This is a genomic window from Bradyrhizobium sp. (genome assembly GCF_052389815.1).
Taxonomy (GTDB): Bacteria; Pseudomonadota; Alphaproteobacteria; order Rhizobiales; family Xanthobacteraceae; genus Bradyrhizobium.
The window spans coordinates 1-25,401 of sequence record NZ_JBQTHN010000029.1 but is presented as its reverse complement, the minus strand read 5'-3'; the positions used below and the strand labels follow the sequence as shown (position 1 = coordinate 25,401).

The following is a 25,401-nucleotide window of genomic DNA, read 5'->3' as shown; positions in this document are numbered from 1 at the left end:
CCCTGCATGCCCTTGTTCTCTTCGCCGATCAGCCAGCCGGTGGCGTTGTCGTAGTTCATCACGCAGGTGGAATTGCCGTGGATGCCCATCTTGTGCTCGATCGAGCCGCAGGACACGCCGTTGCGCTCGCCGATCGAGCCGTCCGGCTTGACCAGGAATTTCGGCACCACGAACAGCGAGACGCCCTTGATGCCCGCGGGCGCGCCTTCGATCCGCGCCAGAACGAGGTGGATGATGTTGTCGGCGAGGTCATGCTCGCCGGCCGAGATGAATATCTTGGTGCCCGTGATCTTGAAGCTGCCGTCGCCCTGGCGCACCGCCTTGGCGCGCAACAGGCCGAGATCGGTGCCGCAATGCGGCTCGGTGAGGTTCATGGTGCCGGTCCATTCGCCCGCCACCATCTTCGGCACGAACATCTTCTTCTGTTCGGGCTTGCCGTGCACCAGAAGCGCTGCGGTAGCGCCCATGGTCAGGCCGCCGTACATCGAGAAGGCCATGTTGGCAGCGCTCTGGAATTCGGTCACGACCTGGCTCAGCGTCACCGGCAGCCCCTGCCCGCCATATTCAGCCGGCGCGGAGAGGCCGAGCCAGCCGCCTTCGGCGACCTGCTTGAAGGCTTCCTTGAATCCCTTCGGCGTGGTGACGCTGCCGTCATCACGGCGCTTGCAGCCCTCGAGATCGCCCACACGATTCAGCGGCTGCAGCACCTCTTCGCTGAGCTTGGCCGCCTCGCCGAGGATCGCCTCGCGCACGTCGGCGGAGGCGTCGGTGAAGCCGGGAAGATTGTCGTAGCGGTCGATCTGGAAGACGTCGTTGAGCAGGAAGGTCACATCTTCCACGGGGGCTTTGTAGATCGGCATCGCGTCCTCTCCGCTGGTGGCGGGTTATGTGGGGAAATTCCTGCGGTACGTCAGTCGCGACTTCGGGGAGGGTTTTAGCCTGTTCCTGAACGCCGAGACAGCCGTGCCGTATCGTCCGGGCAGGGCTATTCGCCTCACTGCATCGCCAATTGCTCACCCATCAGCCTGTGCAGCAGGTTCATCGCCTTGAGCGGACGCACCATCACCTTGAAATGAAGGATGCGGCCGTCCTCGGCGAACTTGATGATGTCGACACCGTTGATGGTGATGCCGTCGATCTCGGTCGCGAACTCCAGCACCGCGCTCTTGTCGCCGCGCCATTCGCCGAGATATCGGAAGCTGTCGCCGTTCAGCACCTTGATGGCGCTGGCGAGGTATTTGAAAGTGATGTCCGCCCCGCGCTGCGGGGTGTGCACGACGGGGCTTTCGAACACCACGTCCGGGTGGAGCATGGCTTTCAGCTCCGCGAGATCATGCGACTTGATGAAACGGTACCAGCAATCGAGGCCGGGCAAGCTCATCGGACGTCCCCTCCTGTGAAGCTGCGATTTGCACTGGCAGCGGCGACCGGCCGCGCCATATCGAGCATCGGGCCGTCTCGCCGTTCAATTCCGCGTCGTCCCGCTATGCACATTGACGCATATGCACCTTTGTGCATAAGGTGTCAAGGAACAGATGCAGCCTTGCCGAAAAATGGCTTGCCCCAAGATGGAGGGTCCGCGCGTGGCGCTGGGTGACGCGATCCTTGCGTGCCTGACCGAACGGCCGATGACGGGCTACGAGCTCGCCAAGACCTTCGACACCTCCATCGGCTTCTTCTGGAAGGCGGACCACCAGCAGATCTATCGGGAACTGTCGAAGCTGCGCGACCGCGGCCATGTCCAGGCCCGCGAGGTGGTGCAATCCGGCAAGCCCAACAAGCTGGTTTACACGCTGACCTCGGAAGGACGGGCGGCGTTGAAACATTGGGCGGCGCGGCCGAGCCGGCCGGCCTCGATCAAGGACGACCTCCTGGTGCGGATGTTCGCGCTGGAGGCGGTCGACATGGATGCGCTGCGCGCCGACATCATGGCGCGCCTCGAACACCATCGCGACCGCCAGGCCCGCTTCGAGCGAATTCTTGCAAAACGCTTTCCCGACGGCACGGCGCCACCTGCCGACCTGGGCAAGTTGCTCAACCTCCGCCTCGGCGTGCGCCACGAACGGGCGGTGGTGGAATGGTGCGAGGAGGCGCTGGAAGTCCTGGCGACCGGCACGACGGCCTCGCGCGTCACGCCGATCGGCGAAGCTCCGCGCGAGAGCAAGGGCTGAGCGCGCCGCAAGCCGCTTTCGAAGGCAAAGCAGCTACTTGGCGTAACTTTACGGCCTCGGCGCCGCATTCCTTAACCCGATATTTACCCTAGCGGGAAAAAGTCGATCTCTGAGGCAGACGACCCGCGCCGAATTCGATTGTCTTCCGATCGGGACGCGCGGGGAGGCTGAGGCGCAGGAAGCGCCGGAGTCGGAACCGGACGAGATCATGAATTCGCGCGTATCGTGGAGTGTCGACGGCATCGATCCATCCGTGCGCGAGAGGGCCGAGGCGGCTGCGCGCCGCGCCGGCATGTCGCTGAGCGACTGGCTCAATGCCAACATCGGCGATGCGCCCCCGGATTTCCGCAACGGCCACGAGCCGCGGCAGGCCGCCTACAGCCAGCAGCACCGCGCGGTCGACGACATCCACCAGCGGCTCGACTCGATCACCCGCCAGATCGAACAGATTTCCAGGCCCCGCAACGAGGTCCCCCGGGGCAACGGTAATGGCCATGCACCGCGCGGCGAGCCCGCGGTGGCGCGGCAGCTCAACGACGCGATCTCGCGCCTCGACGCGCGGCTGTCGCAGATCAGCAATCCGCAGGCCGCCCGCGAGACGCAGATGCAGGACCGGCAGCGCCAGGCCGAGATGGTCGAGCGCGCCGCCAAGGAAGTCTATCGCAACTCGCCGCCGCTGAGCCCGTCGAACTTCGATTCCGCCATCGCGGAAATCGCCGCACGCCAGAACGAGCTCGACGAGCCGCGGCGCCAGATGCCGCCGCGCCACGCGCCGCCGATGGCGCCGCAAGCGCCGCAGGCACACTATGCGCCGCGGCAGCAGTTTGCCCCGCAGCCGCAATTCGCGGCGCAGCAGCACTTCGCTCCGCCGCCGCCCTACGCGCCGCAGCCCCAGTTCGCCCCGCAGCAGCCCTATGCGCCGCAACAATTCGCGCCGCCGCCTCCGAGCCCGGACTTCTCGTCGCTGGAACGCCACCTGGTCAAGATCACCAGCCAGATCGAGGCGCTGCAGCGGCCCGACCATGTCGAGCAGTCGATCGCGGCGTTCCGCAGCGAGCTCGCCGAGATCCGTCACGCCATCACCGAAGCGATGCCGCGGCGCGCGATCGAATCGATCGAGAACGAGATCCGCTCGCTGTCGCGCCGCATCGACGATACCCGCAGCAGCGGCATCGACAGCCAGGCGTTGGCCGGCATAGAGCGCGCGCTCGCCGAAATCCGCGAAGTGCTGTTCTCGCTCAAGCCCGCCGAGCAGCTCGCCGGCTATGACGAGGCGATCCGCAACCTGCACGCCAAGCTCGACCTGATCCTGCGCGCCAACGACGATCCGTCGACGGTGCATCAGCTCGAAGGCGCGATCGCGGCGCTGCGCTCGATCGTCTCCAACGTCGCCTCCAACGACGCGCTGGCGCGGCTGTCCGACGACGTGCACACGCTGTCGGCCAAGGTCGACCAGCTCGCCCATTCCGCCGGCCACGGCGACGCGCTGGCGCTGCTCGATCAGCGCATCGCCGCGCTGACCTCGACCATCGAGAGCCGCGAGCAGCCGCGGCCGGTCGAAAGCAACAACAACGAATATCTCGAAAGCGTGATCCGCTCGCTGTCCGAGCGCATCGACCGCATGCCGGTCGGCAACGACAACGCTTCGGCCTTTGCGCATCTCGAACAGCGCGTGTCGTACCTGCTGGAGCGCGTCGAGGCCGCGACCGAGCAGCGCGGCAGCGCGAGCAATCTCGGCCGGGTCGAGGACGCGCTGCAGGACATCCTGCGGCATCTGGAGACCCAGCACGCCAACCTCGTGACGATTGCCGACAACGCCAGCCGGCAGTCTTACGCGCCGCCGCCACCGCCGCAGATGGATTCCGGGCTGATCGACACGGTCAAGCGCGAGCTGTCCGACATCCGCTTCAGCCAGTCGGAGACCGACCGGCGCACCCAGGATGCGCTGGAGACCGTGCACTCCACGCTCGGCCATGTCGTCGATCGCCTCGCGATGATCGAGGGCGACCTGCGCAATGTCCGCGCCACGCCAGTTGCGCCCGCTCCCGAACCGCCGCCGCCTGCGCCGCCCGCCCCCGCCTTCGTTGCGCCGGAGCCGGAAGCGCCGCGGTTCACCATGCCGCCGATGCCGCGGCCCGAATTGCCCAATCCGGTCCTCGCCCAGTCGCAGTACACGGCGCCCGCTCCTGCGCCGCAGGAGCACTTCGTCGCAGCGCCTCGCGAATTCGGCGCAGCCGAGGCCGAAGCCGCGGTCCCGCCGCCCGTTCCGGCGCTGCCGGCGACGCCGCGCGCGATCAGCGAAATCCTGGTGCCGCACGCCAGCCCGCGCGCGGCGATCGAGCCCGACCTGCCTCCGGACCATCCGCTGGAGCCCGGCACCCGCCCGATGCCGCGCTCGACGCCGTCGGAGCGCATTGCCGCGTCCGAAAGCGCGCTGAGCGAAATTCCCGCCGCCGGACCGAAGGAGCCGGTGAGCACGTCGAGCTTCATCGCCGCCGCGCGCCGCGCAGCCCAGGCTGCCGCCGCCAATGCGCAGAACGACAAGCGCCCGGCGAAGTCCGCCATGGCGGCGCCGGCCGAGAAGGCGAAGGAAAAGGTCAAGGACAAGGCGAAGGAAAAGGCCGCCCCCGGCACGCCGGGCACCGAAGGCTCCAGCATCACTTCCAAGATCCGCTCGCTGCTGGTCGGCGCAAGCGTCGTGGTGATCGTGCTCGGCACCTTCAAGATGGCGATGAACCTGCTCGATACCGGCTCGGTCCCGCCGATGCCGGCGCTGGAAGAGCCCGCCTCCACGCTCTCGCCCGCCGACAAGAGCGCCGGGCCCGCCGCAGCGCCTGCTCCCGCCCCCGCCGCGCCGTCGATGACATCGCCGACACCGCTCGGCCGGCAGTCGAACAATTCCTCCGCGCCGAACATGCTCGACGGCTCGCAGATCACGATCACGCAAGGCGCATCCGCGCCGGTCGCCGCTCCGGCGCCTGCGAGCGACATCACCGGCTCGATCCCGCCGGCCCCGGCCCCCGTGCCGCCGAAGGGCGGGCGGCTCGGCCAGGTGCAGGTGCCGCCGACCGAACAGCTGCCGGAAGGAATTGGCGGACCCGTACTGCGTAGCGCTGCGCTGAAGGGCGACGCGTCCGCGGCCTATGAGATCGGCATGCGCTTCGCAGAAGGCAAAGGCATTCCGGTCAACCTCGACGAGGCCGCGAAATGGTATGACCGCGCCGCCAATGCCGGCGTGGTGCCGGCGATCTTCCGGCTCGGCACCTTCTACGAGAAGGGGCATTCCGTGAAGAAGGACGCCGACATCGCGCGGCGCTACTACATGCAGGCCGCCGAGCGCGGCAACGCCAAGGCGATGCATAACCTCGCCGTGCTCGACGCCGACGGCAGCGGCAAGGGCGCCAACTACAAGGCCGCCTCGCAGTGGTTCCGCAAAGCCGCCGACCGCGGCGTCGCCGACAGCCAGTACAATCTCGGCATCCTCTATGCCCGCGGCATCGGCGTCGAGCAGAACCTCGCCGAATCCTTCAAATGGTTCAGCCTGGCGGCCGCCCAGGGCGACGCCGATGCGGGGCGCAAGCGCGACGACATCGCCAAGCGCCTCGACCCGCAGTCGCTGGCCGCCGCCAAGCTCGCGATCCAGACCTTTACCGCCGAGCCGCAGCCCGACGACGCGGTCAACGCGGCAGCCCCCGCCGGCGGCTGGGACAACGCCGCGGCACAGGCCAGCGCAGTCAAGCCGGCGACCAAACCTGCGGCCAGGCCCGCCAGGCGCGCCGCGCCGGTGACCGCGTCGCATTAAATTGACGTCACACTGCGGGCCAACGGTGCCGCAGGGGCTGAACCTCCTCGCCGGAACTCCCTACATAGATCGGGGCCGGCGTTTCTGCCGGCTCACCCGCGAGAGGTATCCGTGAACGACCCCCGGCAGCGAAACAGCGGCCTGCCAGTACCGCCGGCGCGGCGGCCCTGGGACAAGCCCGCGCCTGCGCCTGCGCCCGAATTCGAACCGGAAGACACTTCCCACGGCACGGGAGCCCTTGGGTTCTTCCGCCGTCACCTGATGTCAGTGGCCATCTTCGTGCTGCTCACTTCAGGCGTGCTCATCCAGGCGTATGGCGACCTGTCGCGGCCCGACGCCTGGGACTACTGGAAGGATCTCTACTCGACGCCGAGCATGTCCGCGTCGGTGGTCGACAATGTCGAGCTCGACGGCCGCCGCCGGACCGTGCTGGCCTTGCGCGGCAAGATCGGTCCGGCCGCCGCCAGCTGGTTCCGCGGGAGGTTGGACGAGGCCAAGCTCAAGCCCGGAGACGTCGTGCTGCTGTCTTCACCCGGCGGCAATCTCAACCAGTCCATCATCGTGGGCGAAAACATCCGTGCCCGCGGCCTCGCCACCGCCGTCGGCACCATCGATGCGGCCGGCCAGATCAGGCCAGGCTCCTGCGCCAGCGCCTGCGTAACCGCCTTTGCAGGCGGGACCGTGCGCTACGACATCGGCGGCTCGCGGCTCGGCGTCCACCGCTTTACGACCCGCGGGGGCGGCAGTGACGATCCGGTCGCCGACACCCAGCGGACGACAGGCATGGTGCTCAGCTATCTGAAGCGGATGGGCATCTCGTCGTCGCTGGTGGAGGCGATGTCGGCGACGGCGGACATCCGCTGGCTGGATGCGCAGGAGGCCAGCGCCATGAATCTCGTGACGGCATCGGCCCGCGGCCCGCGCGGCTAGCGCGAGATGACTTTTCTTCGAATCGTCATCTCGCTCTAACTTTTTGTTTGAGCATGATCTTTTCGGAAAACCGCTTTACACTTTTCCGGATCATGCTCTAGCGCCGGCTTTTCGCCCGGCGGCAATTTCACAATCGCGGCACCCATGGCCGGCCCGAGGCAAATTATTGCCAATCCACGGATTCTTTAGTCCCGCCCGCCGGCAAATTCGGTTATGCAGGGGGGGCGGCAACGGTCCGTGCGCGCTCCCCGCGCGTGTTCATGCGGATTCTCCTGCCGGCAGATGCTCGACCGATAACCTCGTCGCGGGCGGCCTCGGGTCGCTTCTTGCGGCCTCAAGAAGAAGCGACCGCGCGTGCAGCTCTTCCTTCCCATCGCCGACATCCCGGTCAATGTCTTCCTGATCCTGGCGATGGGCGCGGCGGTCGGCTTCGTGTCCGGCATGTTCGGCATCGGCGGCGGCTTCCTGATGACGCCGCTCCTGATCTTCGTCGGCATCTCGCCCGCCGTCGCGGTGGCCTCGGTGTCCAGCCACATCGCGGCCTCCTCGATGTCGGGCGCGATCTCCTACTGGCGAAGGCGCTCCATCGACCCGGCGCTGGCCGCGGTGCTGCTAATGGGGGGCAGTATCGGCACGGCGATGGGGGTCTGGACCTTCACCTGGCTGCGCTCGCTCGGCCAGCTCGACCTGTTGATCGCGCTGTCCTACGTCATCCTGCTCACCACGGTGGGCGGGCTGATGTTCTGGGAAGGCCTGCGTGCGATGCTGCGCGCCCGCGGCGGCAACCCGGTGCCGATGCGCCGCTCCGGCAGCCATAGTTGGGTCCACGGCCTGCCGATGAAGATGCGCTTCAAGCGCTCCAAGATCTATCTGTCGGTCATTCCGGTGGTTGCGATCGGACTGTTGATCGGCTTCCTCGGCGCCATCATGGGCATCGGCGGCGGCTTCATCCTGGTGCCGCTGATGATCTACCTGCTGCGCGTGCCGACCTCGACGGTGATCGGCACCTCGATGGTGCTGACGCTCGTCACCATGCTGTTCGCCACCATGCTGCATGCGATGACCAATCACCTGGTCGACGCCGTGCTGGCGCTGATCCTGATGGTCGGCGGCGTCACCGGCGCGCAGTTCGGCGCCCGCGCGGGCCAGAAGATCCGCGGCGAGCATCTGCGCCTGCTGCTCGGCCTGATCGTGCTCTCGGTCGGCGTGCGCTTCGCCTTCGAGCTCGGCATCAAGCCGGCCGAGCTGTTCACCGTTCGTGAAACCGCGGCAAGCGGAGGCGCCTCATGAGGGCGCACGCAGTTGCGATCCCCGCATTGGCTTTGGCGACACTGCTGGCCGCGCTGCCGGCGCGCGCGGAAAAGCTGATCGTGTCGGTGTCCAACCACCGCGTCACCGTGACGCCGAACTATTCCGGCGAGGAACTGGTGCTGTTCGGCTCGGTGGAGAAGGATGCCGCTACGCCCGCGAACCGCGCTTACGATCTCGTCGTCACCGTCGCCGGCCCGCGCGCTGACATGGTGACGCGGCGCAAGGAGCGCAAATTCGGCATCTGGATCAACACGGATTCGCGCCAGTTCCTGCAGGTGCCGGCATATCTCGCCATCTTCTCCAACCGCCCGATCGACGCCATCGCCGCGCCCGAAGTGCAGCGGCGCCAGCAGCTCGGCATGAGGAACGTGGTGCTGACCCAGCGCGTCGGACCCGACTATGCCGACGTCGTGCCGAACGATCCGTTCCGCTCCGCCTTCGTCCGGCTGCGCTCGCAGCATGGCCTCTATCGCGAGTCGAGCTCGGCGGTGACCCTCCTGACGCCGACCTTGTTCCGATCCGGCATCCCGCTGCCGGCCGAGGTGCCGATCGGCACCTATACCGTCGACATCAAGCTGTTTGCCGACGGTCAGCTGGTGACGCGCACCGAAACCGCGTTCGAGATCGTCAAGGTCGGATTCGAGCAGTTCGTCGCCAACAGCTCGCGGCAGCACGGCTTCGCCTACGGGCTTGCGACCGTCGCGATGGCGCTGATGACGGGCTGGATGGCATCGATCGTGTTCCGGAAGGATTGAGCCGGCCCCTCATGGTGAGGAGCGCGTCTTCGCGCGTCTCGAACCCTGACGCCCCACTGTCGCCTGCGGCCATCCTTCGAGACGACCGGGGTTCGGTTCCGGAAGGCCTGGCACGGGCGCCTGAGCGGACTTCCCGTGCCGCTCTCCGAAAAGAATCTCTCAAGACCCGCTTGACTTTGACGTTGCGTCAAACGGCCATAGTCCGTTCTGCAAGCGCGCCTCATTCGCTTCCGTTTCGGAGAATCACCTATGTTTCGCATCGGCGAATTCGCCCAAATCGCGCAGGTCTCCGGACGGCAGCTGCGGTTCTACGACCAGCTCGGTCTGTTGCGGCCGGCGCATGTCGATGCGCAGACCGGTTACCGCTACTACTCCATCCGGCAATTGCCACGGCTCAACAGCATTCTGGCGCTGAAGGAGCTCGGCCTGTCGCTGGAACAGATCGGGCCGCTGCTCGATCGGGAGATGTCGCCGGCCGAGCTGCGCAGCATGCTCACCTTGAAACGGGCGCAGCTCGAGCGCTCGCTCAGGGAGGAAGAGGCACGGCTGCGCCACATCGAGTCGCGCATTGCCCAGATCGACCGCGAGGGCAAGGCTGACGGCTTCGACGTCATCGTCAAATCGGCGCCGGCGACGCCGTTCCTCGCCGTGAGCTGTGCTTGCGAGAACATGGACGAGGCGGTGCGCATGGTGCGCACCGTCGCCGAGGAAGGCACGCGACAGATCAAGCCTTCGCTGCGCGACAAGCTCATCGTGGTCGCACGCAACGATGTCGATTCCGAGAAACTCGATCTCGATATCGGCTTCTCGTTGACGCGCCCCTCCAACGCCGGCGTGCGCATCGCGGGCGATCTGGTGCTGCGCGCCACCGAGTTGCCGGCGATCGAGACGATGGCGACGGTGGTGCGGCCGGGAACGAACGCGGAGAGCCATACCTCGTTCGGCACCGTCGGCCGCTGGATCGAGGCGAACGCCTACGAAATCGCGGGGCCTTGCCGCGAAATTTTCCTCGAGCCCATCACCGGCCCACCCGGCTTCGAAGGCGCCCTGGTGGAAATCCAGTTCCCGGTCCGCAAGGCGCACTAGCCGGCCCAAACCGATCACGACGTTCGATACCCCGGATCGCTGGCGCGTTCCGGCAACACCACCGGCTTGCCGATTGACGGCGGCCAAACAACTCTGAGGAGAGAGCATGATTACGATCCACGGCGTTCCCCTGTCGGTTCACACCCGCAAGGCCATCGTCACGGCGATCCTGAAGAAGATGGACTACAAGTTCGAGGTGGTGATCCCGGTCATTCCCGACAACCCGCCGCCGAACTGGAGCACGCTGAGCCCGACCGGGCTGATCCCGGCGATGCAGGACGGCGATTACACGCTGGCCGATTCAAACGCGATCTGCCTGTACCTGGAGCGGAAACAGCCGACCCCGGCCGTGCTGCCGGCTGACGCAAAGGCGTACGGCCGCACGCTGTGGTTCGACGCCTATGCCGGTGGCACCATCTTCCGCCACGTCGTGCATCCGCTGTTTCACCAGACCATCGTCGCGCCGAACATCCGCAAGGTGCCGTCGGACAAAGCCGTGATCGACGACGTGCTGGACAATGTGCAGCCGAAGATCTTCGGCTATCTGGAATCGCAGATCGACGGCAAGTTCCTGGTCGGAAACGCGATGACGCTGGCCGATATCGCCATCGCGTCCAACTTCATCGTCTATCAGTATATCGGCTACAAGCTCGACGACGCCGCATATCCAAAGCTCTCGCGATACCTCCGCGGCATCGCCGGGCAAGACGCCTTCCGCAAGGCGCTGGAGGACGAGAAGCCGTTCGTCGCCAACATGGGGCTCGACCGGAGCTTTCTGGATTGACCACAGCCGTCATTGCGAGCGAAGCGAAGCAATCCACCTATCGGCTCGTGGCGCCGTGGATTGCTTCGTCGCTCCGCTCCTCGCAATGACGGTCATCAAATCAATAACACCGCGACGCGACGATCGCGTGCAGCTTGTTGTCGCCGAGCACGTGTGCGGTGAAATCCGGCGCGCCGAAGATCTTGGTGAAGGCGACGTCGCGGATGCTGAGGCCCCCGGTGTAGGCGCCGAACGCGGGCATCACGGCGCGGTCGCCGTCGCTGGCGAAGCAGCGGCGCTCGGTGACGCGGGCGCGGGTGGCGACGCGAGCCTTGGGATGCAGATGGCCGGCGATCTCGCCGAACGCGCCTGACGGCTCGTGGCGAAAGGCGATCGGGCCGATGCAGACTTCGCTGGCGATGACGCCGCCGAGGTCGGAGGACAGAGCCGGATCGTGGTTGCCCGAGATCCAGACCCAGTCGCGGCCCACCTGCATGGCCGTGATGGCGCCGCGATCGATGTCGGACAGGCGCCGGTGCGCATCGCGGTCATGAAAGCTGTCGCCGAGCGCGATCACCATGCGTGGATCGTGGCGGGCGATCACGGCGGCGAGCCGGCCGAGCGTCGCGGCGGTGTCGTAAGGCGGCAGCAGCACGCCGCGGGCGGCGAAGCTCGAACCTTTTTCCAGGTGCAGGTCGGAGACAACGAGAAGGCGCTGCGCCTCCCAATAGAGCGCGCCGGAGAGATCGGCGATCAACGCGACGCCGGCGACATCGAAGTCCGATTGGGGAAGGACGGCACGCGCTGCACTCACCGTCATGGCCGGGCCTGTCCCGGCCATCCACGTCTTGGCCAAGAAAAGAAAGGCGTGGATGCCCGGGACAAGCCCGGGCATGACGATGTTGAGATAGTGACGCGTCTAAGATTCATTTTCCTTCTCATCAACGTCGTCGATCAAGACGTTGCTTCCCGCACCAGCTCATCGGCGGCTTCCGCCAGCAGTTCGTCGGCCGCTTCGCCGTAGACGGATTCGCGGCCGATTTCCAGCATCACTGGCACCGCCAGCGGCGAGACGTGATCGAGTTCCCGGTGGGTGATTCGTCCCTGGATTCGCGCGAGCATATCACCCAATCGCTTGAGGTCGAGCAGGCCGGTGGCGGCGTCGGCGCGGGCGGCACGCAGCAGCACGTGGTCGGCCTGGTGCTTGCGCAGGACGTCGTAGACGAGGTCGGTCGAGAACAGCACCTGGCGGCGGCTCTTCTCCTCGCCGGTGAAGCGGCGCGGGATCAGGCCGGAGATCAGCGCGCAATTGCGGAAGGTGCGCTTCATCAGCGCGGATTCGGCGAGCCACGCCTCGAGATCGTCGCCGAGCATGTCGGGTGCAAAGAGGCCTGCGAAATCGATCTTGCCGTTCCGGACCATAAAGGAGACGTCGCCGAGCCCCCAGATCGCCAGCGCATATTCATTGGCGACGAATCCCAGCGGCCGGGCGCGGGCGCGCTCCAGGCGGCGCGTCAGGAGCATGCCGAGCGTCTGGTGCGCGAGACGGCCCTCGAAGGGATAGCAGACCATGTAGTGCTTGCCGCCGCGCGGAAACGTCTCGATCAGGAGCTCGCGCACCGCCGGCACCCGGGAAAAATCGCGCTGCATCGACAGCCAGTCGCGCACCTGCTCGGGCAGCGCATTCCACTGGCGGCGATCGTCCAGCAGCCTGCGCACGCGCTCGGCGAGATAGGTGGAGAGTGGAAACTTGCCGCCCATATAGGACGGCACCTTGGCATCCCGGTCGTTCGAACGGGAGACATAGACCTGGTCTTCGACCAGAGCCTCGTAACGCACGACCTCGCCGCCGAATACAAAGGTGTCGCCGGGGACGAGGCCTTCGATGAAGTATTCCTCGATCTCGCCGAGGATGCGGCCACCGCGCAGGAGCGCGCCGGTGGAACCCGCGCCCGCACCGCGCGAGCGCACCAGCTTTACCTTCAGCATCGCCTCCTCGACGATGGTGCCGACGTTGAGGCGGTAGCTCTGCCGCACCTTCGGATTGGCGACGCGCCATTTGCCCTGCTTGTCCTGCTTGATGCGGGCGAAGCGCTCGTAGGTCTTCAGCGCATAGCCGCCGGTGGCGACGAAATCGACGATGTCGTCGAAATCGGCGCGGGCGAGACCGGCGTACGTCGCCGAGGTGATGATCTCCTCATACAGCTCGTCCGCCAGGAACGGCGCGCCGCAGGCGCAGCCGAGCACGTGCTGCGCCAGCACGTCGAGCGCGCCGGTGCGCAAGGGAGGGGTGTCCTGCGCATTCTCGGCAATGGCGTCGATGGCCACCGCACACTCCAGCACCTCGAAGCGATTGGCCGGGATCAGCACCGCGCGCGAGGGCTCGTCGAGTCGGTGATTGGCGCGGCCGATTCTCTGCATCAGGCGGGAGGCGCCCTTCGGCGCGCCCACATTGATGACGAGGTCGATGTCGCCCCAGTCGATGCCGAGGTCGAGCGAGGAGGTGCATACCACGCCGCGCAGTCTTCCCGCGGCCATGGCGTCCTCGACCTTGCGGCGCTGGGCGACATCGAGCGATCCGTGATGCAGCGCGATGGCAAGGCCGTCGTCGTTCATGCGCCAGAAATCCTGGAACAGCATTTCGGCCTGGCTGCGGGTGTTGACGAAAATCAGAGTCGTCTTGTTGCGCCTGATCAGCTCATACATCTCGCCGAGCGCGTGCCGCGCGGTGTGGCCGGCCCAGGGCAGCCGCTCCCTGGTGTCGAGCATTTCCACGATGGGCGCGGCGGCCCCGCCGGCAACGACGATGTCGGCGGAAACCGGCTTGGCCCGATGTTGCGGCATCAGGAAGCGCGCGAGCTGCTCGGGCTCGGCGACGGTGGCGGAAAGGCCGATGGCGCGCACATCGGGCGCGATGCGCCACAGCCGCGCCAGGTCGAGCGAGAGCAGATCGCCGCGCTTGGAGGTGACCAGCGCATGCAATTCGTCGAGCACGATCCGCCTGAGCGACGAAAACAGATAGGGCGCGTCATCGGAGGCCAGCAGCAGCGCCAGCTGCTCCGGCGTGGTGAGCAAAATATCCGGCGGATAGCGCCGTTGCCGCTGCCGCCGCGATACCGGCGTATCGCCGGTGCGGGTCTCGACCTTGATGGGCAGGCCCATCTCGGCAATCGGCGTGTCGAGATTGCGGGCGATGTCGACCGCCAGCGCCTTCAACGGCGAGATGTACAGCGTGTGCAGGCCGCCGGTGCGATTCACGGTGCGGCCGGCCGAGACGAGGCTCTTGCCACCTGCCGCCATCGGCCCGGCAAGCTCCACCAGCGTCGGCAAAAATCCCGCCAGCGTCTTGCCGGCGCCGGTCGGCGCGATCAGCAGCGCGGAACGGTTGTCGCGCGCCTTGCCAAGCAGCGCCAGCTGATGCTCGCGCGGCGACCAGCCGCGCGCGGCGAACCATTTCCGGAAACGGTCCGGCAGCAGCGCTGCCGTCGCCGGGGGCGCTGGGGGAGTCCAGGAGAGGAGATCGGGCGACGGCACGAAGAAAGAGGTAAGCCGTCCGGCCGGGTTCGTCGAGGTCCAACCTCACTCTCCGCCGTCATGGCCGGGACAAGCCCGGCATGACGAGATAAGAGAGCCCGCCCTCTCAGCTTCGCGTCGCCACCACCACAAGTCCCGGGACGGGAGCATTGCCCTCGTCGCGCGGCGAGGCTTCCTGGAGCAGTGCAAGCTTCAGGTTTGCGGCGGCAAGCGCCTCGCGCACATGCGCGGCGGCGTGCGCATAGCGTAGGCCATTGCCCAGGATGACGCCTTCGCCCGGATGGGTTTCGGTGGTGAAGGCGATCAATCCACCCGGCGCGAGCACGCGGTGTGCCTGGCCGAGCACCGGCGCCAGATCGGCGACGTAGACCATGGCATCCGCCGCGAGAACGAAATCGGCGCTGGCGTCCGGCTTGCTGGCAAGTCCGGCCGCCATGTCGGCCACTTCGAGCTCGGCATAGAGGCCGGAGGCGCGCGCCTTCTCGAGCATGCCAGCGGAAAGATCGATGCCGATGAAGCGGTCGACGTTGTTCGCAAAGGCGGCCGCGCCGAGCCCCGTGCCGCAGCCGAGGTCGATGCCGCGCTTGAAGAAGGCGGGCTTCCTCGCCGCATTGCGCACCCCGATCACGGCCTTGAACAGCAGCGACGGGCCGCGATAACGCAGGTCGTTGAGCAGCGCGCTCTCGAAGCGCGGCGCATACTGATCGAACAGCGACTGCACATAGCCGGCCGGCATCGCCGAGACCGGCTCGGCGCCAAGCTCCATCAGACGCAGAGCGGCGCCGTGGCGATCGGCAGGGTCGGCATGCCGCGCCTGCCGAAAGGCCTCGATCGCCGCGTCGCGCTCGCCGAGCTGCCGGCGGATTTCGCCGAGCGTGAACCAGGCGGAGGCAAAGTTCGGCGCCAGCTCGATCGCCTGTTGCAAGAGGTCGGCCGCCGCCGGCAGGTCGCCGCGCAATTGCAGGTCGCGCGCGAAATCATAGCGGCGGTCGGCAATCAGATCGCCGGAGGACAGGAAGATGCGCGCGGGCATGGGTTTTGGACGGGTGAAAAATCGGTTTCCTGCGCCCTATATATCCGAGATGCGCCCGCAAGACATCCTGCTGCCAACTCCCGCCGGCCTGTGCTGCAGGCCGGGCGGCTTCCACATCGACCCGGTGCGGCCGGTCGAGCGGGCCGTGATTACCCACGGCCATTCCGACCATGCGAGGGCCGGCCACAGCGCCGTGCTGGCGACCAAGGAGACGCTCGACATGATGCGCCTGCGCTATGGCGAGAATTTCGCTCGCAGCACGCAGGCTATCGCCTATGGCGAGGAAGTCCGGCTGGGCGATGTCAGGATCAAGTTTCATCCCGCGGGCCATGTGTTGGGCTCGGCCCAGATCGCGGTGACCTGCAGGGATATCTGCATCGTCGCATCCGGCGACTACAAGGATGCGCACGATCCGACCTGCACGCCGTTTGAAGTCGTGCCGTGCGACGTCTTCATATCAGAGGCAACCTTCGGCCTGCCGGTGTTCCGCCATGGCGATGCTGCAGATGAGGTGAAGAAGCTGCTGGCGTCGGTAAAGCTGTTTCCCGAGCGCGCGCATCTGGTCGGCGCCTATTCGCTCGGCAAGGCGCAACGCGTAATCGCGCTGCTCCGCGAGGCCGGATACGACGCTCCGATCTATCTGCACGGCGCGATGGAGGCGATCACCCACTACTATCAGAGCCGCGGCATCGATCTCGGCGAGCTGCGCGCGGTGCGCGGCACGAAAAAGGCCGACCTCGCCGGCACCATCACGCTGGCACCGCCGTCGGCGACGTCGGATTTGTGGACGCGCCGGTTTCCCGATCCGGTCACGGCCTTCGCCTCGGGCTGGATGCGGGTGCGCGCGCGGGCGCGGCAGCGCGGCATCGAATTGCCGCTGGTCATCTCCGACCACGCCGACTGGGACGGACTGACCGCCACCATCGCCGCGACCGGCGCGGGCGAAGTGTGGGTCACCCACGGCCAGGAAGACGCGCTGGTACATTGGTGCAAGAGCCGCGGCCTTGCGGCGCGGCCGCTCGATCTCGTCGGCTATGGCGATGAGGACGAGGGCGAGGCTGTCGTCACCGGTGAGGCGGACGCATGAACCGCTTCGCCGACCTGCTGGATCGCCTCGCCTACGAGCCCGGCCGCAACAACAAGCTGCGGCTGATCTCGGCGTATTTCCGCGACGTCGGCGATCCCGACCGCGGCTTTGCGCTGGCAGCGCTCACCGGCGCATTGTCGTTCAAGCACGCCAAGCCGGGGCTGATCCGGGACCTGATCGCGGAGCGCACCGATCCCGTGCTGTTCGGGCTGTCCTACGATTATGTCGGCGACCTCTCGGAGACGGTGGCGCTGATGTGGCCGAAGGCGGCGCTGCTAGCCGGTCACAACCATCCGCCTCCGCCGACGCTGACCGAGGTGGTCACCACGCTGCGCACCCTTGGCAAGACCGAGCTGCCAAGGCAGCTGTCGCGCTGGCTGGACGAGCTCGACGAGACCGGGCGCTGGGCGCTGCTGAAGCTCGTCACCGGTGCGATGCGGATCGGCATCTCGGCGCGGCTCGCCAAGACGGCAGCCGCCGCGCTCGGCGACAAGGACCCGCACGAGATCGAGCTGATCTGGCCGGGGCTGTCGCCGCCCTATCTCGATCTCTTTGCCTGGCTGGAGGGCCGCGGCGACAAGCCCGTCAACCGCGAAGCCGCGCCATTCCGCCCCGTCATGCTGGCGCACGCGATCGAGGATGAAGACTTTGGCAAGCTCGATCCCGCCGATTTCATCGCGGAATGGAAATGGGACGGCATCCGCGTGCAGGCGGTGAGCGGCCGCGACGCCGACGGCCACATGCAAGCGCGGCTCTATTCGCGCAGCGGCGAAGACATCACCGGGAGCTTTCCGGATTTGCTGCCGTCGCTGCGTCTGCCGGGCGCGATCGACGGCGAGCTGTTGGTGCTGCGCGAGGGCCGCGTGCAGAGTTTCAACGTTCTGCAGCAGCGGCTCAATCGAAAAGTCGTCTCGCCGAAGCTGATCAAGGAATTTCCCATTCACCTGCGCGCCTACGACCTGCTCGGCGACGACGAAAATGATTTGCGTGAATTGCCATTCGCCGATCGACGCGAGCGCCTCGAGGCGTTCGTGAAGAAGCTCGACGATGTCAGGATCGATCTTTCCCCGACGGTTGCCTTCGACAGCTGGGACGCGCTGGTAGCCGCGCGCGCCGATCCTGCGAGCGCCGGCGCCGGCGAGGATGCCGATGCGGTGGAAGGCGTGATGCTGAAGCGGCGCGATGCGCCGTACCTTCCGGGCCGGCCGAAGGGACAATGGTGGAAGTGGAAGCGCGACCCGCATCTGATCGACGCGGTCTTGATGTATGCGCAGCGCGGCCACGGCAAGCGCTCGTCCTATTATTCCGACTACACCTTTGGTGTGTGGACCGATGGCAGGGAAGGCGAGCAGCTGGTGCCGGTCGGCAAGGCCTATTTCGGCTTCACCGACGAGGAGCTGTTGCAGATCGACCGTTTCGTCCGCCGCCACACCACGGAAAAATTCGGACCCGTCCGCCATGTCGTCCACGAGCCGGACCAGGGCCTGGTGCTGGAGGTCGCCTTCGAGGGATTGGCCCGCTCGCCGCGGCACAAATCGGGCGTGGCGATGCGCTTTCCCCGCATCAACCGGCTGCGCTGGGACAAGCCGCCGCGCGAGGCGGACCGGCTGGAGACGCTTGAACGGATGTTAAAGACCGTGACAGGAAATTAAGGTTCCGCGCCCGCATGGCGGCATTGACGCGGGCAAGCCGGTTCCCCATCTGCCCCGCCGTGCCTATAATGGGCACGAACGCGAGGGAGATTTCGATGCCGAACGACGTCAGGGATTTGCCGGCCGGCAATGACGGCCTGTACCGCTTTCTCGGCGGCACGCCGCTGGCGGTGGCGTTCCGGCTGATCCTTCTGTCGATCCTGGTCGGCGTGGTGCTCGCCGCTGTTGGATTCGATCCCTGGAATATCCTGCACTCCATCCGCATGCTGTTCCAGCGGCTGTGGGATCTCGGCTTCGACGCCATCAACTGGCTGTGGCGCTATTTCCTGCTCGGCGCCGTGATCGTGATCCCGGTCTGGCTGCTGTCGCGCATTTTCGCCTCGCCGCGCGGCCGATAAGGTCCCGTAACGCACGAAGGGGTCGCAGCCGATGCAACTGCAATTCGTCGGCTGCGGCGACGCGTTCGGCTCGGGCGGCCGATACAATACCTGCTTCCACGTCACCGGCGCCGCGGTCAATTTCCTGATCGATTGCGGCGCCACCTCGCTGCCGGCGCTGAAGCGGCTCGGCATAGCGCGCGAGGGAATCGACCTCATCCTGATCACGCATTTCCATGGCGATCACTTTGCCGGGCTACCGTTCCTGCTGCTCGACGCGCAATTCGGCCGCCGCGCCCGGCCGCTCGTCATCGCAGGTCCCGAAGGCATCGAGACGAAACTGAAGGCCGCGATGGAGGTGATGTTCGAGCATTCCTCCAGGACGCAGCAACGCTTTGAGCTTTCTGTCGTCGGGCTGAAGCCGGAGCAAGCCAGAGCGTTCGGCGGCGTGACCGTGACGCCCTACCCGGTCGTGCATGGCGAGTCCGGCGGGCCGTTCCTCGCCTATCGCATCGAGGCCGAGGGCCGCACGATCTGTTACAGCGCCGATACCGAATGGACGGAGACGCTGATTCCGGCGGCGCGCCACGCCGACCTCTTCATCGCCGAAGCCTATTATTACGACAGGATCGTGAAGAACCATCTCAGCCTGACGACACTCGAGGCGCATCTCGGTGCAATCGATGCAAAGCGACTGGTCCTCACCCACATGAGCGACGACATGCTGGGCAGGCTGGACAAGCTGCCCTACTCTGCTGCAAAGGACGGCATGATCGTCGAACTGTAGCAGCCTGTCTTGAACTCCCCTTCCAAGGTCACCACCGCGCAGGTCTTCGCCATCGCCGGCCCCGCGATGATCGCGAACCTGACGACGCCCCTGATCGGCATCGTCTCGACCACGGCGATCGGCCGGCTCGGCGACGCCACGATGCTCGGCGGCGTCGCAATGGCCTCGGTGATCTTCGACTGCCTGTTCTGGTTGTTCGCCTTCCTCCGCATGGGAACGGTCGCCTTCACCGCGCAATCGCTCGGCGCCGGCGAGACCAAGGAGCTGCACGCGATCCTGGTCCGCGGGCTGATTGTTGCCGCGATCGTTGGCCTTGCGCTGATCGCGCTGCAGGTGCCGCTGGCCGCGATCCTGCTCGGCGCGATGGGCGGCAGCGAGGGCGTCACCCGCGCCGCCACGACCTATTTCATCATCCGCATCTGGTCGGCGCCGCTGGCGCTCGCCAATTACGTCGTGCTGGGCTGGTTGATCGGTCAAGCCCGCGCCACGCTGGCGCTTTCCGTGCAGATCGCCATCAACCTCATCAACATGATCGCCACGATCCTGCTGGTGCTGGTCGCCGATCTCGGGATCGCGGGCGCTGCAATCGCCGCTGTGATCGCGGAAGCCGCCGGCCTTGCCATCGGCGGGGTGATCGCGCAGCGGCTGACCTCCGGCCACCCGCCGCTGTCGCGCGCCCATCTGTTCGCGCGCGACAAGCTGCTGCGGATGCTGGCGGTCAACCGCGACATCATGATCCGCACCGCAGCGCTGATCGCGGCATTCCTGTTCTTCACCGCGCAGGGCGCGCGCTCCGGCGACACGGTCCTGGCGGCCAACGCCGTGCTCAACAATTTCCTGCTGATCAGCGCCTTCTTCCTCGACGGGCTTGCCAATGCCGCCGAGCAGCTGTGCGGCCGGACCTATGGCGCGCGCTCGCGCGAAGATTTTTCCGGCGCAGTGCGGCTGGTGGTGTTCTGGGGTTTTGCCTTTGCACTTGCCGTCACCGCGGTGTTCGCGCTGTTCGGCCCTGCGCTGATCGACATCATGACCGCGAGCATCGACGTCCGCAGTGTCGCGCGCGACTTCCTGCTGTTCGTCATCGCCTCGCCGGTGCTGGCGGTGTTCGCCTTTGCCTTCGACGGCGTCTATATCGGCGCGACCTGGGCGCGCGACATGCGCAACCTGATGCTGGCCTCGCTGGCGATCTTCCTCGCCGCCTGGTTCGCGCTGCGCGGCTTCGGCAATGCGGGACTATGGGCCGCGCTGCTGGTGCACTACGCCGCCCGCGGCGGCCTGCAGGCGCTGGCGTATCCGGGATTGGTGAAGCGGTCGTTCGGAGTGTGAAGCTCCGATGCCTGCTCTCCCTCTCCCCGCTCTCTTGTCCGCCGAAGCCCGCCTTCGGGCGAAGGCGGATGCGGGGAGAGGGTTGGGGTGAGGGGCTTCTATCCGCGAGTGATACTGCCGAGAGACCTGCACCCCCTCCCCCGGATTGCATCTTGCGATGCAATCCGACCTCTCCCCGCAGGCGGGGAGAGGTGAAGAACAGCAGCCTTACCTTACCGGCCAGTCTTCCGCCGTCAGCGCCGCCGCATCGGCGCCGACGATTTCCGACAGCGAATCGCGTCCCGTCCGCAGCAGGGTCGAGGACAGATCGCGCTTGATATCCTCGACCAAGCCAAGGCCCTTGTAGACCAGCGAGGAATAGAGCTGGATCAGGCTGGCGCCGGCGCGGATTTTTGTCAGCGCCGCGCCGCCGGAATCGATGCCGCCGACGCCGATCAATGGAAAAGCGCCTTCGACCCGCACGTAGGTTTCCGCCACCATCCGCGTGGAGAGGCGGAACAGCGGCCGGCCGGAGAGGCCGCCCTGCTCCTTCGCGCGATTACTCTCGCGCAAGGTAGCGGGCCGCGCCAGCGTGGTGTTGGCGACGATCATGCCGTCGACGCGGCGCGAGCGGGCGATGTGGACGACGTCGTCGAGCTCGTTGAGGCTGAGATCGGGCGCGATCTTCAAAAGCACCGGCGAGTCGCCTGCGTTCTTGCGCACGCGCTCGCGGGCGTCGATCACCCGTGCCAGGAGATCGTCGAGCGCAGCCGACTGCTGCAAATTGCGCAGGCCCGGCGTGTTCGGCGAGGAGACGTTGACGGTGAAGTAGCTTGCCACCGGCGCAAAGGTCTCGATCAGCCTGACGTAGTCGACCGTGCGGTCGTCGGAATCCTTGTTGGCGCCGACATTGACACCGACGATGCCGCTGTGGTGGGCGCGCGAGGCGAGGCGCCGCAGCACCGTCTGGGCGCCGTCATTGTTGAAGCCCATGCGGTTGATGATGGCTTCATCCCGCTCGAGGCGGAACAGCCGCGGCCGCGGATTGCCGCTTTGCGGGCGCGGCGTCACCGAGCCGATCTCGACAAAGCCGAAGCCGAGCCGCAGCAGCGCATCCGGCACCTCGGCGTTCTTGTCGAAGCCGGCGGCCATGCCGACCGGGTTGGGAAAGTTCAGCCCGAAGGCGCGCACCGCGAGCTTCGGATCGCCGGCCTTAGGCCGCATCGGCGGCAGCAGCCGCAGCCCCTGGATCGCAAGGCGGTGCGCGTCCTCCGGATCGAGCCAGCGCAGCAGCGGCAGCGAGAAGGTGTCGAACGCGCGGATCACGAAGCGAGCTCCGGCACGTCGTGGGAGCCGTCCGCCCGCGAGCGCAGATCGAGGATATCCCTCACCGCGCCGAGGTCGAGCTCGCCATAGAGATGCGGAAACATTTCGTCGTTGCGCGAAGGCTCCCAGCGCAGGCGCTCCCCTAGCGCATCGGCATCGACCGCGACCAGGAACAGGCCGGTCTGCCCATGGAAGTGCTTTCGCGCGGTCTCGGCGACCTGGGCGGCGGTGGAGAAATGGATGTAGCCGTCCCTGGCATCGTCCGCGCTGCCGCGATAGACGCCCTGCCGCTCCGCCTCGCGCCATGCCGAGGCCGGGCAGATTTTGTAGATCATGCGCAAGGGAGCGATTCCTGCTTGTCCTTGAGACCTTTGGGATTTTTCGGGGAATCCCGGTAGCCGGAGGCGACCGTATCGGCGGGCGGAGGCGACTTCAAGCAGAAGCGCGCACCCTTGCCGCGCAGAATTGCCGGAAGCCGGCGATTGCGCCAATAATTCCCGCATCAAGGTGCCGGGTTGTGACCATGGCCAAGCAGCCAAAAGCGCTGAAGATGCTGACCCACGGCCAGGTGTGGGGCGCGCTCGACCGGCTCGCCGAGCGTGCGGGGCTGTCGCCTTCGGGGCTGGCGCGGCGCGCGGGGCTCGATCCCACCACCTTCAACAAGTCCAAGCGCATCACGGCCGACGGCCGCGAGCGCTGGCCCTCGACCGAATCGCTGGCGAAGGCGCTCGCCGCGAGCGGCAGCTCGATCGATACGTTCGTGCAGCTGATCGGCGATCACGGGCGCGACGTGCGATCGGTTCCTCTGCTCGCCCTTGCACAGGCGACGCATCCCGGCCATTTCGATGCGCAGGGTTTTCCGGCCGGCCGCGGCTGGGACGCGGTCGCTCTCCCCGTGGCCGGCGAAGACCACGCCTTCGCACTGGAGATTTCCGGCGATGCCTTCAATCCCGCCTATCGCAACGGCGACGTCATCGTGGTAGCTCCTCGCACGCCGATCCGCCGCGGCGACCGCGTGGTGGTGAAGACGGTGGCGGGCGAAGTGCTGATCGGCGAACTCCGGCGCCGGACCGCAAAGGCGCTGGAGCTGGCGCCGCTCGGCGCCGACGGGCCGGACCGCGCGCTCGCCTCGGACGAGGTGGAATGGATCGCGCGGATCGCGTGGACGCGGCATTAGCCGGCGAACGGCGCCGGTTCCGCATGTCGCCTTTTGCGGGATTTGCGTCATTTCGAATGACGCTCGCGCGCGTTAACATTCGAACAAACGTAACGGAATTCGACTCGATTCAAGATGACCTGGCGGCTTGTGTTGTGGTGCGGTTTGGGGGCCGCCGCGCTTCTCGCGATTGGTTTTGCAGGCTGGATTCTCGCGCTGCCTGCGGAGACCTCCGCGGCGGCTGCGCCACCGATCTCGCGCGAGGAAGCCGATGGCGCGCTCGCGGCTATTAAGCCGCCAAAGCGGCAGCGACCGCTGATTGCGATCGTCGGCATCAACGAGCAGAGCGAGACCACCGACTACCTGATGCCTTACGGTATCCTGCGCCGCGCCGACGTCGCCAACGTGGTGGCGCTGGCGACGCAACCCGGACCGATGACGCTGTTTCCGGTGCTCAAGGTTCAGCCGGACGCGACGACGGCTGAATTCGACGCGCAACACCCCGACGGCGCCGATTATGTGATCGTGCCGGCGATGAGCCGCGACGACGATCCGGCCGTATCGCAGTGGATCAAGGGCCAGGCGGCGAAGGGCGCCATCATCGTCGGCGTCTGCGCCGGCGCCAAGGTGGTTGCCAGCGCGGGGCTGCTCGACGGCAGGCGCGGGACCACGCATTGGTTTTACCTGAAGGAAATGGCCAGGGAGCATCCCACGATGCGCCATGTCAGGGATCGGCGGATCGTGGTCGACCGCGGCGTCGCTACCACCACCGGAATCAGCGCCTCGATGCCGATGTCCCTGACGCTGATCGAGGCGATTGCCGGACGCGCCAAGGCCGCGGCGGTCGCACGCGAGATCGGGCTCGAGAGCTGGGACGCGCGACACAACAGCGACGCGTTCAAGTTCACGCGGCCCTTCGCGCTGACGGCGATCCGAAACACGCTCGCGTTCTGGCAGCACGAGCAGCTCGGCATCGCGCTGACGCCGGGCATCGACGAGGTGTCGCTGGCGCTGGTCGCGGATGCCTGGTCGCGTACCTATCGCTCGCGCGCGGTGACCTTTGCGGGCGATGTTGGGGCGCTGCGGACCAAACACGGCATCCGGGTCCTGCCCGACCAAATCGCTTCCAGCTGGCCCAGGGATCGATCGCTGCCGGCGATCGCGGATCGTCCGGCACAGGCGCTCGACCGTGCTCTTGGCGGCATCGAGGCGCGCTATGGCGGGCGCACGGCCGACTTCGTGGCGATGCAGCTCGAATACCCAAGACCTGCGGCGCACCGCTAGATTTTTCGTCGCCGCCAGCTTGCCGCTTCAAGGGCGCTTCAATAGGTTGCGCCGGACCGGATCATTGCCGATCGGGTCTTCCGGGGGAGAACATGAATCGCCGCGACGCCCTCAAGGCCTTTGCAGGCCTTGCGCTTTGCCCGCTGTGCCGGCCTGCCTTTGCCGCCGAGGGCGCCCATTGGAGCTACCAGGGCGCGACGGGCCCTGCGAAATGGGGCGATCTCGACGCGGCCAGCAAGGTTTGCGCGATCGGCCAGCAGCAATCGCCGATCGACATCATCGCGCCGGTGAAGGCGCAGCTGCCGCCGCTGAAGCTCGGCTGGGCGAAGAGCGCCGACACCATCGTCAACAACGGCCACACCATCCAGCTCAATTTCGCCGAAGGCAGTACGCTGACGCTGGGGGACAGGAAGTACAAGCTGCTGCAGGTGCACTTCCACCGGCCGAGCGAGCACCTGGTCGCCGGCAGGAGCTTTCCGATGGAGGCGCATTTCGTGCATCGCGCCGATTCGGGCGCGCTCGCCGTGCTTGGCGTGCTGATGTCGACCGGCAAGCCGAATGCGGCGTTTGCCAGCGTGGTCGCCACCATGCCGGCCAAGGAAGGTCCGCCCGTGAAGGCCGACGCTTCCTTCAACCCGAACGACATGCTGCCGAAAAAGCTCACTTACTACCGCTATTCGGGCTCGCTGACGACGCCGCCCTGCGCGGAGACGGTGGAGTGGCTGGTGCTGACGACGCCGATCACGGTGGCGGAAACGGACGTGGCGGCGTTCGCAAAGCTCTATCCGATGAACGCGCGGCCGGTGCAGCGGGATAACCGGCGTTACGTGCTGGTATCGGGTTGAGACGCTGTATTCGAACTGTAGGGTGGGCAAAGCGGAGAGACTGGGCAAGTATTCTGCGGCTAAGTTGCGGTACTGAATCGGACGCGGTTGATCGCTGAGTTTTGCCCTGATTTGGCTGAGAAGCGCCCCATGAAGGCGGTAATGCGGCCCAGAGCGGGCGTGACAACGCGCAGAACGCGCAAAATCGCACTCCCGTC

The 25,401-nt window shown here is 66.7% G+C and carries 22 protein-coding genes; 15 read left to right on the top strand and 7 right to left on the bottom strand.

Annotated features, from left to right (window positions below; genetic code table 11):
- Both ACT4OC_RS06520 and ACT4OC_RS06515 read right to left on the bottom strand, forming a co-directional pair.
- On the bottom strand, window positions 1-860 hold an 860-nt coding region (locus tag ACT4OC_RS06520), incomplete at its 3' end, for an acyl-CoA dehydrogenase family protein (RefSeq protein WP_444838142.1).
- A 134-nt stretch (window positions 861-994) separates the two neighbouring features.
- On the bottom strand, window positions 995-1,381 hold the full coding sequence (locus ACT4OC_RS06515; protein ID WP_444838141.1) for a nuclear transport factor 2 family protein: 387 nt from the start codon (window positions 1,379-1,381) through the stop codon (window positions 995-997).
- 202 nt (window positions 1,382-1,583) lie between these two features.
- Between ACT4OC_RS06515 and ACT4OC_RS06510 the strand changes: the two genes are divergently transcribed.
- The 7 genes from ACT4OC_RS06510 to ACT4OC_RS06480 all read left to right on the top strand — a co-directional run bounded on the left by ACT4OC_RS06510 (window position 1,584) and on the right by ACT4OC_RS06480 (window position 10,839).
- Window positions 1,584-2,171, top strand: a complete 588-nt coding sequence (locus ACT4OC_RS06510; protein WP_444838140.1) for a PadR family transcriptional regulator — start codon at window positions 1,584-1,586, stop codon at window positions 2,169-2,171.
- 208 nt (window positions 2,172-2,379) lie between these two features.
- Complete coding sequence (locus tag ACT4OC_RS06505) at window positions 2,380-5,973, top strand: hypothetical protein (protein ID WP_444838139.1); 3,594 nt, start codon at window positions 2,380-2,382, stop codon at window positions 5,971-5,973.
- A 111-nt stretch (window positions 5,974-6,084) separates the two neighbouring features.
- Window positions 6,085-6,903, top strand: a complete 819-nt coding sequence (locus tag ACT4OC_RS06500) for a hypothetical protein (protein WP_444838138.1) — start codon at window positions 6,085-6,087, stop codon at window positions 6,901-6,903.
- 354 nt (window positions 6,904-7,257) lie between these two features.
- Window positions 7,258-8,193, top strand: coding sequence for a sulfite exporter TauE/SafE family protein (locus ACT4OC_RS06495; protein ID WP_444838137.1), 936 nt, complete (start codon window positions 7,258-7,260; stop codon window positions 8,191-8,193).
- The gene (locus ACT4OC_RS06490) at window positions 8,190-8,969 is read left to right on the top strand and encodes a TIGR02186 family protein (protein WP_444838136.1); all 780 of its coding nucleotides are present in this window, start codon (window positions 8,190-8,192) and stop codon (window positions 8,967-8,969) included. The genes ACT4OC_RS06495 and ACT4OC_RS06490 overlap by 4 nt, the downstream gene beginning before the upstream one ends.
- 249 nt (window positions 8,970-9,218) lie before the next feature.
- Window positions 9,219-10,055 (top strand): MerR family transcriptional regulator, encoded by an 837-nt coding sequence (locus tag ACT4OC_RS06485; protein WP_444838135.1) that lies wholly within the window; start codon window positions 9,219-9,221, stop codon window positions 10,053-10,055.
- 106 nt (window positions 10,056-10,161) lie between these two features.
- Window positions 10,162-10,839, top strand: coding sequence for a glutathione S-transferase family protein (locus ACT4OC_RS06480; RefSeq protein WP_444838134.1), 678 nt, complete (start codon window positions 10,162-10,164; stop codon window positions 10,837-10,839).
- A 100-nt stretch (window positions 10,840-10,939) separates the two neighbouring features.
- Here ACT4OC_RS06480 and pdeM read toward each other — a convergent pair whose 3' ends face one another.
- The 3 genes from pdeM to ACT4OC_RS06465 form a co-directional block, all read right to left on the bottom strand.
- A complete protein-coding gene (gene pdeM, locus ACT4OC_RS06475) occupies window positions 10,940-11,638 on the bottom strand; it encodes a ligase-associated DNA damage response endonuclease PdeM (protein WP_444838133.1) in 699 nt (232 codons plus the stop codon).
- Between the two features lie 134 nt (window positions 11,639-11,772).
- Window positions 11,773-14,352 (bottom strand): ligase-associated DNA damage response DEXH box helicase, encoded by a 2,580-nt coding sequence (locus ACT4OC_RS06470; protein WP_444838132.1) that lies wholly within the window; start codon window positions 14,350-14,352, stop codon window positions 11,773-11,775.
- A gap of 106 nt (window positions 14,353-14,458) precedes the next feature.
- Window positions 14,459-15,385: a methyltransferase domain-containing protein gene (locus tag ACT4OC_RS06465; RefSeq protein WP_444838131.1), complete on the bottom strand. Its 927-nt coding sequence runs from the start codon at window positions 15,383-15,385 to the stop codon at window positions 14,459-14,461.
- Between the two features lie 49 nt (window positions 15,386-15,434).
- Here ACT4OC_RS06465 and ACT4OC_RS06460 point away from each other — a divergent pair, with 49 nt between their 5' ends.
- From ACT4OC_RS06460 to ACT4OC_RS06440, 5 genes are all read left to right on the top strand, one after another.
- Window positions 15,435-16,472 (top strand): ligase-associated DNA damage response exonuclease, encoded by a 1,038-nt coding sequence (locus ACT4OC_RS06460; protein WP_444838145.1) that lies wholly within the window; start codon window positions 15,435-15,437, stop codon window positions 16,470-16,472.
- Window positions 16,469-18,124 (top strand): cisplatin damage response ATP-dependent DNA ligase, encoded by a 1,656-nt coding sequence (locus ACT4OC_RS06455; protein ID WP_444838130.1) that lies wholly within the window; start codon window positions 16,469-16,471, stop codon window positions 18,122-18,124. Before ACT4OC_RS06460 ends, ACT4OC_RS06455 begins: the two co-directional genes overlap by 4 nt.
- Before the next feature lie 95 nt (window positions 18,125-18,219).
- A complete protein-coding gene (locus tag ACT4OC_RS06450; protein ID WP_444838129.1) occupies window positions 18,220-18,522 on the top strand; it encodes a DUF6460 domain-containing protein in 303 nt (100 codons plus the stop codon).
- Window positions 18,523-18,553: 31 nt separating this feature from the next.
- Window positions 18,554-19,288: an MBL fold metallo-hydrolase gene (locus ACT4OC_RS06445; protein ID WP_444838128.1), complete on the top strand. Its 735-nt coding sequence runs from the start codon at window positions 18,554-18,556 to the stop codon at window positions 19,286-19,288.
- Between the two features lie 66 nt (window positions 19,289-19,354).
- Window positions 19,355-20,614 (top strand): MATE family efflux transporter, encoded by a 1,260-nt coding sequence (locus tag ACT4OC_RS06440; RefSeq protein WP_444838144.1) that lies wholly within the window; start codon window positions 19,355-19,357, stop codon window positions 20,612-20,614.
- A 207-nt stretch (window positions 20,615-20,821) separates the two neighbouring features.
- Here ACT4OC_RS06440 and ACT4OC_RS06435 read toward each other — a convergent pair whose 3' ends face one another.
- Both ACT4OC_RS06435 and ACT4OC_RS06430 read right to left on the bottom strand, forming a co-directional pair.
- A complete protein-coding gene (locus tag ACT4OC_RS06435) occupies window positions 20,822-21,919 on the bottom strand; it encodes a quinone-dependent dihydroorotate dehydrogenase (protein WP_444838127.1) in 1,098 nt (365 codons plus the stop codon).
- A complete protein-coding gene (locus tag ACT4OC_RS06430; RefSeq protein WP_444838143.1) occupies window positions 21,916-22,254 on the bottom strand; it encodes a DUF952 domain-containing protein in 339 nt (112 codons plus the stop codon). The genes ACT4OC_RS06435 and ACT4OC_RS06430 overlap by 4 nt, the downstream gene beginning before the upstream one ends.
- 188 nt (window positions 22,255-22,442) lie before the next feature.
- On the opposite strand from ACT4OC_RS06430, the gene ACT4OC_RS06425 reads away from it, so the two are divergent.
- From ACT4OC_RS06425 to ACT4OC_RS06415, 3 genes are all read left to right on the top strand, one after another.
- Window positions 22,443-23,096: a S24 family peptidase gene (locus ACT4OC_RS06425; protein ID WP_444838126.1), complete on the top strand. Its 654-nt coding sequence runs from the start codon at window positions 22,443-22,445 to the stop codon at window positions 23,094-23,096.
- Between the two features lie 114 nt (window positions 23,097-23,210).
- On the top strand, window positions 23,211-24,359 hold the full coding sequence (locus ACT4OC_RS06420; RefSeq protein WP_444838125.1) for a DJ-1/PfpI family protein: 1,149 nt from the start codon (window positions 23,211-23,213) through the stop codon (window positions 24,357-24,359).
- Between the two features lie 92 nt (window positions 24,360-24,451).
- The gene (locus tag ACT4OC_RS06415) at window positions 24,452-25,204 is read left to right on the top strand and encodes a carbonic anhydrase (protein ID WP_444838124.1); all 753 of its coding nucleotides are present in this window, start codon (window positions 24,452-24,454) and stop codon (window positions 25,202-25,204) included.
- The last annotated feature ends 197 nt before the right edge of the window (window positions 25,205-25,401 follow it).